The sequence below is a fragment of the Streptomyces sp. x-19 genome (assembly GCF_046549115.1).
Lineage (GTDB): Bacteria > Actinomycetota > Actinomycetes > Streptomycetales > Streptomycetaceae > Streptomyces > Streptomyces albulus_C.
Window position 1 is genome coordinate 99,812 of sequence record NZ_JAJPWK010000012.1, and the last position, 15,707, is coordinate 115,518.

The 15,707-nt window shown below is 72.3% G+C and carries 14 protein-coding genes; 12 read left to right on the forward strand and 2 right to left on the reverse strand.

Features of this window, described 5'->3' with window-relative positions:
• Nucleotides 1-31 precede the first annotated feature (31 nt).
• Complete coding sequence (locus tag ACLJT4_RS25270) at nucleotides 32-1,390, forward strand: replication-associated recombination protein A (protein WP_411125454.1); 1,359 nt, start codon at nucleotides 32-34, stop codon at nucleotides 1,388-1,390.
• A 34-nt stretch (nucleotides 1,391-1,424) separates the two neighbouring features.
• Here ACLJT4_RS25270 and ACLJT4_RS25275 read toward each other — a convergent pair whose 3' ends face one another.
• Nucleotides 1,425-2,177: a DUF2470 domain-containing protein gene (locus ACLJT4_RS25275; protein ID WP_411125648.1), complete on the reverse strand. Its 753-nt coding sequence runs from the start codon at nucleotides 2,175-2,177 to the stop codon at nucleotides 1,425-1,427.
• 182 nt (nucleotides 2,178-2,359) lie between these two features.
• Here ACLJT4_RS25275 and rpsD point away from each other — a divergent pair, with 182 nt between their 5' ends.
• Nucleotides 2,360-2,971 (forward strand): 30S ribosomal protein S4, encoded by a 612-nt coding sequence (rpsD, locus tag ACLJT4_RS25280; protein ID WP_233659712.1) that lies wholly within the window; start codon nucleotides 2,360-2,362, stop codon nucleotides 2,969-2,971.
• A gap of 21 nt (nucleotides 2,972-2,992) precedes the next feature.
• On the opposite strand, the gene ACLJT4_RS25285 is transcribed toward rpsD, so the two are convergent.
• Entirely contained in the window at nucleotides 2,993-5,182 is a 2,190-nt protein-coding gene (locus tag ACLJT4_RS25285; protein ID WP_411125456.1) for an ATP-binding protein, read from the reverse strand.
• 172 nt (nucleotides 5,183-5,354) lie between these two features.
• On the opposite strand from ACLJT4_RS25285, the gene ACLJT4_RS25290 reads away from it, so the two are divergent.
• From ACLJT4_RS25290 to aroQ, 10 genes are all read left to right on the forward strand, one after another.
• Nucleotides 5,355-5,786, forward strand: coding sequence for a DUF948 domain-containing protein (locus ACLJT4_RS25290; protein WP_411125458.1), 432 nt, complete (start codon nucleotides 5,355-5,357; stop codon nucleotides 5,784-5,786).
• A gap of 8 nt (nucleotides 5,787-5,794) precedes the next feature.
• Nucleotides 5,795-6,130, forward strand: a complete 336-nt coding sequence (locus ACLJT4_RS25295) for a DUF6167 family protein (protein WP_016574288.1) — start codon at nucleotides 5,795-5,797, stop codon at nucleotides 6,128-6,130.
• Nucleotides 6,130-8,799 carry an alanine--tRNA ligase gene (gene alaS, locus ACLJT4_RS25300; RefSeq protein WP_411125461.1) on the forward strand — a complete coding sequence of 890 codons (2,670 nt, stop codon included), beginning with the start codon at nucleotides 6,130-6,132 and terminating at the stop codon, nucleotides 8,797-8,799. The genes ACLJT4_RS25295 and alaS overlap by 1 nt, the downstream gene beginning before the upstream one ends.
• A 14-nt stretch (nucleotides 8,800-8,813) precedes the next feature.
• Entirely contained in the window at nucleotides 8,814-9,278 is a 465-nt protein-coding gene (gene ruvX, locus ACLJT4_RS25305; protein ID WP_016574290.1) for a Holliday junction resolvase RuvX, read from the forward strand.
• Between the two features lie 126 nt (nucleotides 9,279-9,404).
• Entirely contained in the window at nucleotides 9,405-11,273 is a 1,869-nt protein-coding gene (mltG, locus tag ACLJT4_RS25310; protein ID WP_411125463.1) for an endolytic transglycosylase MltG, read from the forward strand.
• Nucleotides 11,274-11,283: 10 nt separating this feature from the next.
• A complete protein-coding gene (locus ACLJT4_RS25315) occupies nucleotides 11,284-12,120 on the forward strand; it encodes a shikimate dehydrogenase (RefSeq protein ID WP_411125465.1) in 837 nt (278 codons plus the stop codon).
• A gap of 134 nt (nucleotides 12,121-12,254) precedes the next feature.
• Nucleotides 12,255-13,439 (forward strand): chorismate synthase, encoded by a 1,185-nt coding sequence (gene aroC / locus ACLJT4_RS25320; RefSeq protein ID WP_233659718.1) that lies wholly within the window; start codon nucleotides 12,255-12,257, stop codon nucleotides 13,437-13,439.
• Entirely contained in the window at nucleotides 13,436-13,990 is a 555-nt protein-coding gene (locus ACLJT4_RS25325) for a shikimate kinase (protein ID WP_411125468.1), read from the forward strand. Before aroC ends, ACLJT4_RS25325 begins: the two co-directional genes overlap by 4 nt.
• Complete coding sequence (gene aroB, locus ACLJT4_RS25330; protein WP_411125470.1) at nucleotides 13,987-15,078, forward strand: 3-dehydroquinate synthase; 1,092 nt, start codon at nucleotides 13,987-13,989, stop codon at nucleotides 15,076-15,078. Before ACLJT4_RS25325 ends, aroB begins: the two co-directional genes overlap by 4 nt.
• The gene (aroQ, locus tag ACLJT4_RS25335; protein WP_016575519.1) at nucleotides 15,075-15,515 is read left to right on the forward strand and encodes a type II 3-dehydroquinate dehydratase; all 441 of its coding nucleotides are present in this window, start codon (nucleotides 15,075-15,077) and stop codon (nucleotides 15,513-15,515) included. Before aroB ends, aroQ begins: the two co-directional genes overlap by 4 nt.
• Nucleotides 15,516-15,707: the final 192 nt, after the last annotated feature.

Consider the following 15,707-nt stretch of genomic DNA (forward strand, 5'->3'; position numbering starts at 1 on the left):
TTGTCAGTGGTGTGGCATAGGCTCCGTAGACGTGGAGCCCGACCTGTTCACCGCCGCTGCGGAAGACCGTCAGGAGAAGGACCCCGCGGGGTCGCCTCTCGCCGTACGCATGCGTCCGCGCACCCTCGACGAAGTCGTGGGGCAGCAGCACCTGCTCAAGCCCGGCTCGCCGCTGCGGCGGTTGGTGGGGGAGGGCAACGGCGGCCCGGCCGGCCCGTCGTCGGTGTTCCTGTGGGGGCCGCCCGGCATCGGCAAGACGACCCTGGCGTACGTCGTCAGCCAGGCGACCAACAAGCGCTTCGTCGAGCTCTCGGCGATCACGGCCGGCGTCAAGGAGGTGCGGGCGGTCATCGACGGCGCCCGCCGCGCCTCGGGCGGCTACGGCAAGGACACCGTCCTCTTCCTCGACGAGATCCACCGCTTCAGCAAGGCGCAGCAGGACTCCCTGCTGCCGGCGGTCGAGAACCGCTGGGTGACGCTGATCGCCGCCACGACCGAGAACCCGTACTTCTCGGTGATCTCCCCGCTGCTGTCCCGCTCGCTGCTGCTGACCCTCGAACCGCTCACCGACGACGACCTGCGGGGCCTGCTGCACCGGGCGTTGACCGACGGGCGTGGGCTCGGCGGGGCGGTCACCCTCCCCGAGGACACCGAGGCGCACCTGCTGCGGATCGCGGGGGGCGACGCCCGGCGGGCGCTGACGGCGCTGGAGGCGGGGGCCGGTTCCGCGCTGGCGAAGGGGGAGCCGGAGATCACCCTCCAGACGCTGGAGGAGGCGGTGGACCGCGCGGCGGTGAAGTACGACCGGGCCGGTGACCAGCACTACGACGTCGCCAGCGCCCTGATCAAGTCCATCCGCGGTTCCGACGTCGACGCCGCGCTGCACTACCTGGCGCGCATGATCGAGGCGGGGGAGGACCCGCGGTTCATCGCCCGGCGCCTGATGATCTCCGCGAGTGAGGACATCGGCCTGGCCGATCCGTCGGCGCTGCAGACCGCGGTGGCCGCGGCCCAGGCGGTCGCGCTGATCGGCTTCCCCGAGGCCCGGATCACGCTCAGCCAGGCGACCATCGCGCTCGCCCTCGCCCCGAAGTCGAACGCCGCGTACCTGGCGATAGACGCCGCGCTGGCGGACGTCCGGGCCGGCAAGGCCGGGCCGGTGCCCGCGCATCTGCGCGACGGCCACTACAAGGGCGCCCAGAAGCTCGGTCACGGCCAGGGGTACCAGTACCCGCACGACCTGCCGGGCGGCATCGCGGCCCAGCAGTACGCCCCGGACGCGGTGCACGGCACGCGCTACTACGCCCCCACCCGGCACGGGGCCGAGGCGCGCTACGCCGACGTCGCCGAGCGGGTCCGGGACCGGCTGCGCGGCGAGCACGGCGACTGACCGGGGTGCGGCCGCCGGGGCCGTGGGCGGCCGGTCAGCTGGCCGCGGCCTCGAAGAGCACGTGCATCGCCCGACGCAGTTCGACGACGTCCCGGACCGGCTCGGGGAAGTCGAAGCGGGCGTCGAAGGTCCGGTGTGCGCCGTCGGTGAAGCGGACCCGCAGCCCGAAGCGGTCCAGGCCCACCGGGACGGCGTGCTCCCGCAACCCGCAGACCTCGCCGCGCTCGCCGAGCAGCGCGCACAGCCCGCGGACCTGTTCGGCGTGGGCCGCGTGCAGGTGCTGGAGCAGCTCCGCCTCGTGGGCGACGAGCGGGTCGGGTACCGCGCCGGCGAACTCCTCCGGTTCGAAGGACTCCGCGCCCCACAGGTCGTCCACCGTGCCCTCGCCGACCTCCAGGCGCAGCAGCGTCCAGGCGGGGCGCCCGTACTGGCCCGGGGCCGGGTCGGGGGCGAGTGCCTCGCCGATGCCGAGCAGCTCGCCGACCGGGTGCCGCTCGGCGAGCAGCATCGCGGCCCGGGCGCGCTGCTCGTTGCGCACCGGGGTGAGCCAGCCGGCCACCCAGGCGCGTCCGCGGATCCGGTGGGGCACCGAAACGGGCGCCACGTCCGTGATCTCCATCACGGCCGGCAGGTCGTCGTCCTGGGCGTGCGACGCCGCCCGGGCGGCCGCGGAGTCCCCAGGAACCAGGAGCAGCACGTCTCCTTCGGGCGTGACCGTCCGGCAGACGGGAGCGGAGAGGCCGGTCTCGTCGGGGTCCTCGACTCCGGGGATGTCGAGTGAGCCCATACCATTGGACTCGACGAGAGTACGTACGCGCTCAGCCGCCGAGGGCCGCTGGGCGTCGTCCACGGGACGCGGCTGACCCGTCCCGGTGCTGTCTGCGCCGGGCAGGGGGATCCCAGGTCGAAACATGCGTTCTCCTCGCGCTAAGGTAAGCCTCACCTAACTTACATGGAGGAACGTTCCACGTGAACCAGTCGCGTCCCAAGGTCAAGAAGTCCCGTGCGCTCGGCATCGCGCTGACGCCGAAGGCCGTCAAGTACTTCGAGGCCCGTCCCTACCCGCCCGGCGAGCACGGCCGTGGCCGCAAGCAGAGCAGTGACTACAAGGTCCGACTGCTGGAGAAGCAGCGTCTGCGCGCTCAGTACGACATCAGCGAGCGCCAGATGGCCCGTGCCTACGACCGCGCTCGGAAGGTCGATGGCAAGACGGGCGAGGCCCTGATCGTCGAGCTTGAGCGCCGTCTGGACGCGCTCGTCCTGCGTTCGGGCCTGGCCCGGACCATCTACCAGGCCCGCCAGATGGTGGTCCACGGCCACATCTCGGTCAACGACCGCAAGGTCGACAAGCCGTCGTTCCGCGTCCGCCCCGGCGACGTGGTGATGGTCCGCGAGCGCAGCCGCGACAAGCACCCCTTCCAGGTGGCCCGCGAGGGTGGCTACGCCCCCGACGGCGAGACCCCGCGCTACCTGGAGGTCAACCTCCAGGCGCTGGCGTTCCGCCTGGACCGGGACCCCAACCGCAAGGAGATCCCGGTGATCTGCGACGAGCAGCTCGTCGTCGAGTACTACGCCCGCTGATCCACTCGGCAGGCGCACCGCTCAGCCCGCCGGCTCCCCTCCGCTCGCGGACGGGGAGGCGGCGGGCCGGTGCGGAGCGGGCGCGATGATCCGCAGCCGCCCGCGCGGTCCCGGGACGTCGTCCGCCGGCTTGAGGATCCGCGCCACCGCCGCGTCCAGGTCCAGCTGTCCGCCGGCCCGCCGGCAGCGCTCGTAGCGCGCCGCGCCCAGTCGCTCCCGGGCCTGCCGTTCGCACAGCGCGTGCGGCTGGTTGAAGTGCCGCGAGCCGAACAGCGGCAGCCCCACCGAGCCCCAGAGCCGGCCCGCCGCGCCCTGGAGCACCGCGGCCTCCGCCGCGTCGCCCTCGCCCAGCGTCACCAGGGCCAGCAGCTCGATCGCCAGCACCGCGCCCAGCAGGTCGTGGAAGGAATGGTCGATCACCAGCGCCTCCGCCAGCAGCTCGCGGGCCCGAGCGCCCTCCCCGCGCGACCACGCCGCGTACCCCAGCACGAACAGGGCGTACGCCAGGGTCCAGCGCTCCCCGTGGTCCGTGCACACCTCCCGGACGTCCTCGCACAACCGCACCGCGTCGTCCAGCTCGCCCTGGAAGGCCACCGCCATCGCCAGCTCGACCTGCCCCATCAGCACGTTGCTGTTGAGCTCGCCGATCTCCCGGTAGCGGTGCAGGGCCCCGCGCAGCAGCGTCTCGGCGCGCGGCATGTCGTCGCAGACCAGCGCAAGGCAGCCGGTGCGGTGCAGCGCGTACGCGGCGGCCGTGGCGTTGCCGGTCCGCTCGGCCTCCTCGCGGCACTCCTGGAGCATCCCCAGCGCCCTCACGGTGTCCCCCTGGAGCACCGCCACGTAACCGGCCACCCACAACGCCTTCAGCCGGGCGTCGTCGTGGCCGCCGTCCAGCTCCAGCGCCCGATCCAGCCAGTACCGGCCTTCGGACAGGCGCCCGCAGCCCACCCAGTAGAACCACAGCGTGCCGGCCAGGTACTGGCCGAGGTGGGTGTCCCGGGGGCTCTCCAGGCTGTGCTCCAGCGCCACCCGCAGATTCGGCAGGTCGGCGTCGATCCGGGCCGCGATCTCGGCCTGCCGGGGGCTGAACCAGTCCAGCTCGCACCAGGTCGCCAGCCCCAGGTACCAGTCGCGGTGCCGGTGGCGCAGCCGTTCGCCGCCCCCCGCAGCCGCCAGCCAGTCCGCGCCGTAGGCCCGCACGGTGTCCAGCATCCGGTAGCGCACCCCGGCCGCGGCCTCCTCCCGGACCAGCACCGACTGGGCGACCAACTCCCCGATGACGTCGAGGAGTTCGTCGGCCGGAAGCTCCGGACCCGAGCAGACGTACTCGGCCGCCTCCAGGTCGAACTGCCCGGCGAACACCGACAGTCGCGTCCACAGCAACCGTTCGGCGGGCGTGCACAGCTCGTGGCTCCAGCCGATCGCGGTACGCAGCGTCCGGTGGCGCGCCGGCGTCCCGCGGGCGGTGCCGACCAGCAGTCGGAAGCGGTCGTCGAGCCGGTGCAGCACCTGCTCCAGGGAGAGCGCCCGCAGTCGCCCGGCGGCCAGTTCCAGCGCCAACGGGATGCCGTCCAGGCGGCGGCACAACTCGCTGACCGCCGGCTCGTTGGCGGGCCCCACGGCGAAGCCGGGCAGCACGGCGGCGGCCCGGTCGGCGAACAGCGCGGCGGCGTCCGACCCGCCCATCGGGGGCACCGACAGCGTCTGCTCGCCCGGCAGCTCCAGCGGGCGGCGACCGGCGGCCAGCACCCGCAGCCCGGGGGCGCGCCGCAGCAATTCGGCGGTCAACTCGGCGCAGTCGTCGACCAGGTGCTCGTAGCCGTCGAGGACGAGCAGCGCCTCGCGGTCGGCGAGGTGGGCGCCGAGCGCCGTGCGCACCGGGCGGCCGGAGTGATCGGCCAGCGCCAGGGCCTCGGCGACCGCGTGGTCCAGCAGGTGCGCCTCGTGCAGCGTGGACACCTCGACCAGCCACACTCCGTCGCAGAAGCGATCCTGCAAGATCGCTGCGCTGTGTCGGGCGAGCCGGGACTTGCCCACGCCGCCCACGCCGATGAGGGTGACGAGCCGGCCGGCGGACAGGTGCCGGTCGAGCGCGGTGAGTTCGTCCGCGCGGCCGACGAAGCGGTTCAACTCGGCGGGGAGGTTCCCGCGGGCCCGCGGGCGCGGGGCGGAACGGCGGGCGGCGGGGCCAGGGCGCGTGAGGCGTCGCATGGCACACGGAGCGTACTCGTGGCGATGCAGACCGTACAATCACCCCTTCCGGTGCCCCGGCCCGGACCGGGAGCACGGTACGGACGGACAGTCACGGCGCGATAAGGTCAAGGTTGCCGTTCGAGCAGGACGAGACCAGACCAGAGCAGACCAGTCGGAGTGTGGTGCCAGCGTGTCCGGTGGAGAGGTGGCCGGGATCCTCGTGGCCGTCTTCTGGGCGATCCTCGTGTCGTTCCTCGCCCTCGTGCTGGTGAGGCTCGCACAGACCCTCAAGGCGACCACGAAGATGGTGACCGAGGTGTCCGAGCAGGCGGTTCCGCTCCTGGCCGACGCGTCCGCGACCGTCCGCTCCGCGCACACCCAGCTCGCCCGCGTCGACGCCATCGCCGCCGACGTGCAAGAGGTCACCGCCAACGCCTCCGCGCTCTCCTCGACCGTCTCCACCGCCTTCGGCGGACCGCTGGTCAAGGTCGCGGCGTTCGGCTACGGCGTGCGACGGGCGATCGGCAAGAAGGGCCTGCCCGAGCCGAACCGCACCGTCGTCGGCCGCACCCTGCCCGGCGCCCGCCGCGGCCGGCGCCGCTCCCGTCGCTCCAAGGACTGATCACCGCGATGTTCCGCCGCGCATTCTGGTTCACCACCGGCGCCGCCGCCGGGGTGTGGGCCACCAACAAGGTCCACCAAAAGCTGCGCAAGCTGCAGCCCGACAGCCTCGCCGCGCAGGCCGCGGACAAGGCCGTCGAGACCGGAAACCGGTTGCGTCAATTTGCATTGGACGTACGGGCCGGAATGGCGGACCGTGAAGAGCAACTGCACGACGCCCTCGGGCTCGCGGAGCCCGTCGAGGCGCCCGAGCTGCCCGCACCGCGCCGCGCGGTGCTCCACACGTCGTACCGAACCACGAGAACCCCCGGACTGACCGGACCGACCGGAAATGAGGACCACTGATGGAGTCGGCTGAAATCCGCCGCCGCTGGCTGCGCTTCTTCGAAGAGCGCGGGCACACCGTCGTGCCGTCGGCGTCGCTCATCGCGGACGACCCGACGCTGCTCCTGGTCCCGGCGGGCATGGTCCCCTTCAAGCCGTACTTCCTCGGCGAGGTCAAGCCCCCGTTCAAGACCGCCACCAGCGTCCAGAAGTGCGTGCGCACGCCGGACATCGAAGAGGTCGGCAAGACCACCCGGCACGGCACGTTCTTCCAGATGTGCGGCAACTTCTCCTTCGGGGACTACTTCAAGGAAGGCGCGATCAAGCACGCCTGGGAGCTGCTGACGTCTCCCGTGGCGGACGGCGGTTACGGCCTGGAGCCCGAGAAGCTCTGGATCACCGTCTACCTGGAAGACGACGAGGCCGAGCGGATCTGGCACGAGGTCGTCGGGGTGCCCAAGGAGCGCATCCAGCGACTGGGCAAGAAGGAGAACTACTGGTCCATGGGCGTCCCGGGCCCCTGCGGCCCGTGCTCGGAGATCAACTACGACCGGGGCCCCGAGTTCGGCGTCGAGGGCGGCCCGGCCGTCAACGACGAGCGCTACGTGGAGATCTGGAACCTGGTCTTCATGCAGTACGAGCGCGGCGCGGGCCTCGGCAAGGAGGACTTCGAGATCCTCGGCGAGCTGCCGTCGAAGAACATCGACACCGGCCTCGGCCTGGAACGCCTCGCCATGATCCTTCAGGGCGTGCGCAACATGTACGAGACCGACACCCTCCGGGTGGTCATCGACAAGGCCGGTGAGCTCACCGGCGTCCGCTACGGTGCCGCCACCGACTCCGACGTCTCGCTGCGCGTGGTCGCCGACCACATGCGCACCTCGACGATGCTCATCGGCGACGGCGTCACCCCCGGCAACGAGGGCCGCGGGTACGTCCTGCGCCGCATCATGCGCCGGGCCATCCGCAACATGCGCCTGCTGGGCGCCACCGGCCTGGTCGTCGGCGACCTGCTCGACGTGGTCATCCGGACGATGGGACAGCAGTACCCGGAGCTCCTGCAGGACCGCAAGCGGATCGAGACGGTCGCCCTCGCCGAGGAGGCCGCCTTCCTCAAGACGCTCAAGGCCGGCACCAACATCCTCGACACCGCGGTGACCGAGACCAAGGCCGGCGGCGGCACGGTGCTCGCCGGCGACAAGGCGTTCCTGCTCCACGACACCTGGGGCTTCCCGATCGACCTCACCCTCGAAATGGCCGCCGAGCAGGGCCTGTCGGTGGACGAGGACGGCTTCCGCCGCCTGATGAAGGAGCAGCGGGACCGCGCCAAGGCCGACGCCCTGGCCAAGAAGCACGGCCACGCCGACATGTCGGCGTACCGCGAGATCGCCGACAGCTCCGGCTCCTCGGTCTTCACCGGCTACACCGACACCGAGGGCGAGTCCGCCGTCGTCGGCCTCGTGGTCAACGGCGTCTCCGCGCCGGCCGCCCACGAGGGCGACGAGGTCGAGGTCGTGCTGGACCGCACCCCGTTCTACGCCGAGGGCGGCGGCCAGCTCGCCGACACCGGCCGGATCAAGCTGGACAGCGGCGCCGTCGTCGAGGTGCGCGACGTCCAGCAGCCGGTCCCCGGCGTCATCGTCCACAAGGGTGTGGTGCAGGTCGGCGAGGTGGTGCTCGGTTCCGCCGCGTACGCCGTCATCGACGTCCAGCGCCGCCGGGCCATCGCCCGGGCCCACAGCGCCACCCACCTCACCCACCAGGCGCTGCGCGACGCCCTGGGCCCGACCGCCGCCCAGGCCGGTTCGGAGAACTCCCCGGGCCGCTTCCGCTTCGACTTCGGTTCGCCGGCGGCCGTGCCCGGCTCGGTCCTCACCGACGTCGAGCAGAAGATCAACGACGTCCTGGCCCGTGAACTCGACGTGCACGCCGAGGTCATGAGCATGGACGACGCCAAGAAGCAGGGCGCCATCGCCGAGTTCGGCGAGAAGTACGGCGAGCGGGTCCGCGTGGTCACCATCGGCGACTTCTCCAAGGAGCTGTGCGGCGGCACGCACGTCCACAACACCGCCCAGCTGGGCCTGGTGAAGCTGCTCGGCGAATCCTCCATCGGCTCCGGCGTGCGCCGCGTCGAGGCGCTGGTCGGCGTCGACGCGTACCGCTTCCTGGCCCGTGAGCACACCGTCGTCTCGCAGCTCACCGAGCTGGTCAAGGGCCGTCCGGAGGAGCTGCCCGAGAAGATCTCCGGAGTCCTGGCCAAGCTGAAGGACGCCGAGAAGGAGATCGAGAAGTTCCGCGCGGAGAAGGTGCTGCAGGCCGCGGCCGGCCTGGCCGAGGGCGCCAAGGACGTCCGCGGGGTGGCCCTGGTCGCCGCCCAGGTCCAGGACGGCACCTCCGCCGACGACCTGCGCAAGCTGGTCCTCGACGTGCGCGGCCGGATTCAGGGCGACCGCGCCGTGGTCGTGGCCCTCTTCACCGTGGCCAACGGCCGCCCGCTGACCGTCATCGCCACCAACGAGGCCGCCCGCGAGCGCGGCATCAAGGCCGGCGACCTGGTCCGCACCGCCGCCAAGACGCTCGGCGGTGGCGGCGGCGGCAAGCCCGACGTCGCCCAGGGCGGCGGTCAGAACGCCGCCGCGGTGCCCGAGGCCATCGGGGCCGTCGAGCGCCTCGTGGCCGAGGCGGCCTGACGCCCGTGAGCGAGATGCGACGCGGCCGCCGCATCGCCGTGGATGTCGGGGACGCCCGGATCGGGGTCGCCTCGTGCGACCCCGACGGGGTCCTCGCCACCCCCGTCGAGACCGTGCCGGGGCGGGACGTCCCGGCGGCGCACCGACGGCTCAAGGCGATCGTCGAGGAGTACGAGCCGCTCGAAGTGGTGGTTGGTCTGCCCCGCTCCCTCAGTGGGGGAGAGGGGCCGGCCGCGGCCAAGGTCCGGGCCTTCGCCCAGGAACTCGCCCGGAACGTCGCCCCCGTGGGGGTTCGGCTGGTCGACGAGCGGATGTCGACGGTCACCGCGACCCACGGGCTGCGGGCCTCCGGCGTCCGCAGCAAGAAGGGCCGTTCGGTGGTGGACCAGGCCGCCGCGGTGGTCATCCTCCAGAGCGCACTGGAAACCGAACGCACGTCCGGGCGACCGCCCGGGGAGCACGTCGAAGTGGTCACCTGATCGCGGTACGGTAACGTTCCGCGCGTTGTGGCGGCGGTTCGAACAGCCGCGCGTGCAAGTAGAGGCGGATCGGTACGACAGGCGCCACCCGGACGGTGCGCCCCGCCTCTCGGCTCTAGGGGATCGATGACCGAGTATGGCCGGGGCTACGGCTCCGAACCGTGGCATCCCGACGACCCGCTCTACGGAGACCGTGGTCCGTACGGAGGCCAGGAGCAGCAGCCGCAGTGGGGCGGACAGCAGCCCACCGGGTATCCCCAACAGCAGTACCCCCAGCACCCGCAGCACGACCAGCACCCCCCGCAGCAGTACCCGCACCAGCAGCAGTACCCCGCGGGCCACGGCGCCTGGGACGGCAACCAGCACGCGGGCGGCCAGCCGGCGTACGACCCGTACGATCCCTACGGGCAGCAGCAGCCGGCCGACCCGTACCTCCAGCCGGGCCAGGAGTACCCCGCCCCGCACCAGACCGGCCAGAACTACGCGGGTCAGGGGCACGACTACTACGGCGCGCCGGACGGCTACGGCCTCCAGGAGACCCAGCAGATGCCGGCCCAGCCGCCGGCCCCGCAGCACCACGGGATGGCGGAGCAGGCGCTGGCCGACCCGCACCAGCAGCAGTACGGGCAGCCTTCGCACCCGCAACGTCCGGGCGACTACCCGCCGGGGTCCGTCCCGCACCAGCACCCGCCGGCCGGGGCGCCCTTCGAGGAGCCGGCCGCCGAGGGCGACGACTGGCGGGCGACGCCGGACGCCGACGGACCGGAGCCGCGCAAGCGGGAACCGGACCACCCGTTCTTCGCCGACGAACCGGACGCCGAGGACGACGGCTACGACGACGAGGACGGCGGCCGGTCGGGCCGTGAGCGCCGGGGGCGGAAGGGCAAGAACAAGAAGAACAAGCGCCGCAGCGGTAGCGCCTGCCTGGTCGTGACCCTGGCGCTGGCCGGTGTCGTCGGCGGCGTCGGGTACTTCGGCTACGACTTCATCATGCGCCACTTCACCTCGCCCCCCGACTACGAGGGCGAGGGCAGCGGGGCCGTGCAGGTCGAGATCCCCGACGGCTCCACCATCTTGCAGATGGGCCTGATCCTGAAGCGCGAGGGCGTGGTCAAGAGCGCCGACGCGTTCTCCGAAGCGGCGGTCGACAGCAAGAAGGACAAGCTCCTCCAGCCCGGTTCGTACTCGCTGCGCAAGCAGATGTCCGCGGCCTCGGCCGTGGCCATGATGTCGGATCCGCGCAGTCGCAACGGTCTGACGATCCAAGAGGGGCTGCGGGCCGGCGCCGTCTACACGCTGATCGACAAGAAGCTCAAGCTCGCGGCGGGCACCACCAAGGAGATCGCGCACAACCAGGCGAAGAACCTCGGCCTGCCTTCCTGGGCCGATGCCTCCCCGAAGATCAAGGACCCGCTGGAGGGCTTCCTCTACCCCTCGACATACAGCGTCGGCGAGCACGCAAAACCCGCCGACGTGCTCCGGCAAATGATCTCGCGGGCCACTCAGGAATACCAGAAGTACGATCTCGAATCGAGCGCCAAGAAATTCCATCTGGATTCTCCGCTGCAGCTCATCACCGTCGCCAGCCTCACCCAGGCCGAGGGCATGACGCACGATGACTTCCGGAAGATGGCGGCCGTCGTCTACAACCGATTGGCTCCGACCAACACGGCCACGAACCAGAAGCTGGAATTCGACTCGACGTTCAACTACCTCAAGAACCAGAGCAAGATCAACATCAGTACGCAGGAGATCCGGCACTACGACGATCCCTACAACACGTACTTCTACCGGGGACTCCCGCCCGGTCCGATCGGAAATCCCGGCGCGGACGCGCTCAAGGCCACGATCAACCCGGACAACTCCGATAAGTGGCTCTACTTCATCTCGGTGGACGGCAAGAAGACGGACTTCACCACCAACTACGCCGACCACGAGAAGCTCGTCCAGGAATTCAACAAGCGGCAGCAAGAGCAGAAGCAGAACGGAAACTGAAGGCCAGCCGGTGTCCCACAGTCCTGAGCACAAGAAGGCGGCGGTCCTCGGATCGCCCATCGCGCACTCCCTCTCGCCGGTGCTGCACCGCGCCGCCTATGACGAACTCGGGCTGAGCGGCTGGGAGTACGGCCGTCACGAGGTCGACGAATCGGGGCTCCCCGGATTCCTGGACGGGCTCGGTTCGGAATGGGCCGGCCTGTCGCTGACCATGCCGCTCAAGCGCGCGGTGATCCCGTTGCTGGACGAGATCACCCCCACCGCGGCCTCCGTCGAGGCGGTCAACACCGTCGTGTTCACCCCCGACGGGCGCCTGCGCGGGGACAACACCGACATCCCGGGCATGCTCGCGGCGCTGCGCGAACGCGGCGTCCAGCAGGTCGAGCGGGCCGCCGTGCTCGGCGCCGGCGCCACCGCCTCCTCGGCGTTGGCCGCGCTCGCCCGGATCTGCACCGGCGAGGTCACCGCGTACGTCCGCAGCGCCGCGCGCGCCGACGAGATGCGCGGCTGGGGCGAGCGCCTGGGGGTCCCGGTCCGCACCGCCCCCTGGGACGAGGCCGCCGCGGCCTTCACGGCGCCGCTGGTCATCGCGACCACCCCGGCGGGCAGCACCGACCCGCTCGCCGCCGCCGTCCCCGACCGGCCCGGCACCCTCTTCGACGTGCTCTACGAGCCCTGGCCGACCGCGCTGGCCACCGCCTGGGCCGACCGCGGCGGCGCCGTCGTCGGCGGCCTGGACCTCCTGGTCCACCAGGCCGTCCTCCAGGTCGAGCAGATGACCGGGCGGGCGCCGGCGCCGCTGGCCGCGATGCGTCGGGCCGGCGAGGCGGCCCTCGCGGCTCGCTGAGCGGCCCCTCCGCCCGCTGGGTGGTCCCCGTGGTCCGCACCCTGGACGGCGCGCCGCGCGACCCGCGCGACGTGGGAGGATCAGAGGAGACCGTACGCGGATGAGCAGCACGTGAGCAGTACTGAGGAGCACCGTTGAGCAGGTTGCGCTGGCTGACGGCGGGGGAGTCGCACGGCCCCGCACTCGTGGCGACGTTGGAGGGCCTTCCCGCCGACGTGCCGATCACCACGGAGATGGTGGCGGACGCCCTGGCCCGCCGCCGGCTCGGCTATGGCCGCGGTGCCCGGATGAAGTTCGAGCGGGACGAGGTCACCTTCCTCGGCGGTGTGCGGCACGGCCGTTCGTTGGGTTCCCCCGTGGCGATCATGGTCGGCAACACCGAGTGGCCCAAGTGGGAACAGGTCATGGCCGCCGACCCGGTGGACGAGGCGGAGCTGGCCGAGCTGGCCCGCAACGCCCCGCTGACCCGCCCCCGCCCCGGCCACGCCGACCTCGCTGGCATGCAGAAGTACGGCTTCGACGAGGCCCGCCCGATCCTGGAGCGTGCCTCCGCCCGCGAGACCGCGGCCCGGGTCGCCCTCGGCACCGTCGCCCGTTCCTTCCTGAAGGAGACGGCCGGCATCGAGATCGTCTCGCACGTCGTCGAGCTGGCCGCGGCCAAGGCCCCGTACGGCGTGTACCCCACACCCGCCGACGTCGAGAAGCTGGACGCGGACCCGGTGCGCTGCCTGGACGCGGACGCGTCGAAGGCGATGGTCGCCGAGATCGACCAGGCCCACAAGGACGGCGACACGCTCGGCGGCGTCGTCGAGGTCCTCGCCTACGGCGTGCCGGTCGGCCTCGGCTCGCACGTCCACTGGGACCGCCGGCTGGACGCCCGGCTGGCCGCCGCCCTCATGGGCATCCAGGCCATCAAGGGCGTCGAGGTCGGCGACGGTTTCGGTCTGGCGCGGGTGCCCGGTTCGAAGGCGCACGACGAGATCCTCGCCACCGACGACGGCATCAGGCGCGCCTCCGGCCGTTCCGGCGGCACCGAGGGCGGCCTGACCACCGGTGAACTCCTGCGCGTGCGGGCCGCGATGAAGCCGATCGCGACCGTGCCGCGGGCGCTGGCGACGATCGACGTCGCCACCGGCGAGGCCGCCAAGGCGCACCACCAGCGCTCCGACGTCTGCGCGGTCCCGGCCGCCGGCATCGTCGCCGAGGCGATGGTGGCGCTGGTGCTGGCCGACGCGGTGGTGGAGAAGTTCGGCGGCGACAGCGTGCCGGAGACTCGCCGCAACGTCCGCAGCTTCCTCGACAACCTGGCGATCAAGTGACCGCGCCCGTCGTCGTGCTGGTCGGCCCGCCCGGGGCCGGCAAGTCCACCGTGGGCGCGCTGCTGGCCGAGCGGCTGGGCGTCGGCTACCGCGACACCGACGCCGACATCGTCGCCACCGCCGGCAGGCCGATCGCCGAGATCTTCATCGACGAGGGCGAGCCGCACTTCCGCGCACTGGAGCGGGCCGCGGTCCGCGCCGCTCTCGACGCGCACCCCGGGGTGCTCGCCCTCGGCGGCGGCGCGATCATGGACGACGCCACCCGGCAGCTGCTGACCGGCCGGCCGGTGGTCTTCCTCGACGTCGAACTCGCCGACGCCGTCAAGCGGGTGGGGCTGGACGCGCCCCGTCCGCTGCTCGCTGTCAACCCGCGCAAGCAGTGGCGCGAGCTGATGGAGCGGCGCCGCCCGCTCTACACCGAGGTCGCCCGGGCCGTGATCGCCACCGGGGGCCGCACCCCCGAGGACGTCGCCGACGCGATCGTGGACGCTTTGGAGCTACGGTCGGCCGCGAACGCCGTGCGGCCCGCCGGCAGGGAGGAACAGGCATGACGGAGCAGGCCACCCGCATCCAGGTCGGCGGTACCGCCGGCACCGATCCGTACGAGGTCCTCGTCGGGCGGCAACTGCTGGGCGAACTCCCCGGCCTGATCGGCACCGCGGCCCAGCGCGTCGCCGTGCTGCACCCCGAGGCGCTGGCCGCCACCGGTGAGGCGCTGCGCGAGGACCTGGCCGGCCAGGGCTACGAGGCGATCGCCATCCAGCTGCCCAACGCCGAGGAGGCCAAGACCGCCGAGGTCGCCGCCTACTGCTGGAAGGCGCTGGGCCAGACCGGCTTCACCCGCACCGACGTGATCGTCGGCGTGGGCGGCGGGGCCACCACCGACCTGGCCGGCTTCGTCGCCGCGACCTGGCTGCGCGGGGTGCGCTGGATCGCCGTCCCGACCACCGTGCTGGGCATGGTGGACGCCGCCGTCGGCGGCAAGACGGGCATCAACACCGCCGAGGGCAAGAACCTCGTCGGCGCGTTCCACCCGCCGGCCGGGGTGCTGTGCGACCTGGCCGCGCTGGACACCCTCCCGGTCCACGACTACGTCTCCGGGCTGGCCGAGGTCATCAAGGCCGGTTTCATCGCCGACCCGGCGATCCTGGAGCTGATCGAGGGGGACCCGGAGGGCGCCAAGCGGCCCGACGGCCCGCACACCTCCGAGCTGATCGAGCGGGCGATCCGGGTCAAGGCCGACGTGGTCTCCGCGGACCTCAAGGAGTCCGGTCTGCGGGAGATCCTCAACTACGGCCACACCCTGGCGCACGCCATCGAGAAGAACGAGCGCTACAACTGGCGGCACGGCGCCGCGGTCTCCGTCGGCATGGTCTTCGCCGCCGAACTCGGCCGGATCGCCGGCCGGTTGGACGACGCCACCGCCGACCGGCACCGCGCCGTCCTGGCCTCCGTCGGGCTGCCCCTGACCTACCGCGGCGACCAGTGGCCCAAGCTGCTGGAGACCATGCGGGTCGACAAGAAGTCCCGCGGCGACCGGCTCCGCTTCATCGTCCTGGACGGCCTGGCCAAGCCGACCGTCCTGGAGGGCCCGGACCCGGCGATGCTGCTCGCCGCGCACGCGGAGATCGCCTCGTGAGCCGCAGGGTGCTGGTCCTCAACGGCCCCAACCTCGGGCGGTTGGGCTCCCGCGAGCCCGACGTCTACGGCGCCACCTCCTACGCCGGGCTGGTCGCCGAGTGCGCCCGGCTCGGCAAGGAGCTGGGCTTTGAAGCCGAGGTGCGGGAGACCAACGACGAGGGTGAGATGGTCCGCTGGCTGCACGAGGCGGCCGACGGCTCGATCCCGGTCGTCATCAATCCCGGGGCCTTCACGCACTACTCGTACGCGATGCGGGACGCGGCGGCCCAGCGCACCGCCCCGCTGATCGAGGTGCACATCTCCAACCCGTACGCCCGCGAGGAGTTCCGCCACACCTCCGTCATCGCGGCCGTCGCCAGCGGCACCGTCGCCGGTTTCGGCATCGGCTCGTACCGCCTGGCGCTCCGTGCCCTCGCCGAGGAACTGGACGGCTGATCGGCGCGGTCGCCACCCGCCCGTGCCCTCGGCCGTTCATTCGATGTGCGCCGGGGGTAGGGAGACCTCCTGGCAGTTGCCGGGGGAGTACGGTTCACCGCAGCACCACCCGGCGGTGGGACGGCAACGACCCGTACCCGCCCCGCAGTTGTCGTCACGGCGCACCGGGCCACCCCGCCCGGTGCGCCACCC

Bases quoted from the DNA above. Each gene is read 5' to 3' on its own strand.
- ACLJT4_RS25285 (WP_411125456.1), bottom strand. From the start codon at position 5,182: ATGCGACGCCTCACGCGCCCTGGCCCCGCCGCCCGCCGTTCCGCCCCG.
- ruvX (WP_016574290.1), top strand. From the start codon at position 8,814: ATGCGACGCGGCCGCCGCATCGCCGTGGATGTCGGGGACGCCCGGATC.
- mltG (WP_411125463.1), top strand. From the start codon at position 9,405: ATGACCGAGTATGGCCGGGGCTACGGCTCCGAACCGTGGCATCCCGAC.
- alaS (WP_411125461.1), top strand. From the start codon at position 6,130: ATGGAGTCGGCTGAAATCCGCCGCCGCTGGCTGCGCTTCTTCGAAGAG.
- aroB (WP_411125470.1), top strand. From the start codon at position 13,987: ATGACGGAGCAGGCCACCCGCATCCAGGTCGGCGGTACCGCCGGCACC.
- ACLJT4_RS25275 (WP_411125648.1), bottom strand. From the start codon at position 2,177: ATGGGCTCACTCGACATCCCCGGAGTCGAGGACCCCGACGAGACCGGC.
- ACLJT4_RS25295 (WP_016574288.1), top strand. From the start codon at position 5,795: ATGTTCCGCCGCGCATTCTGGTTCACCACCGGCGCCGCCGCCGGGGTG.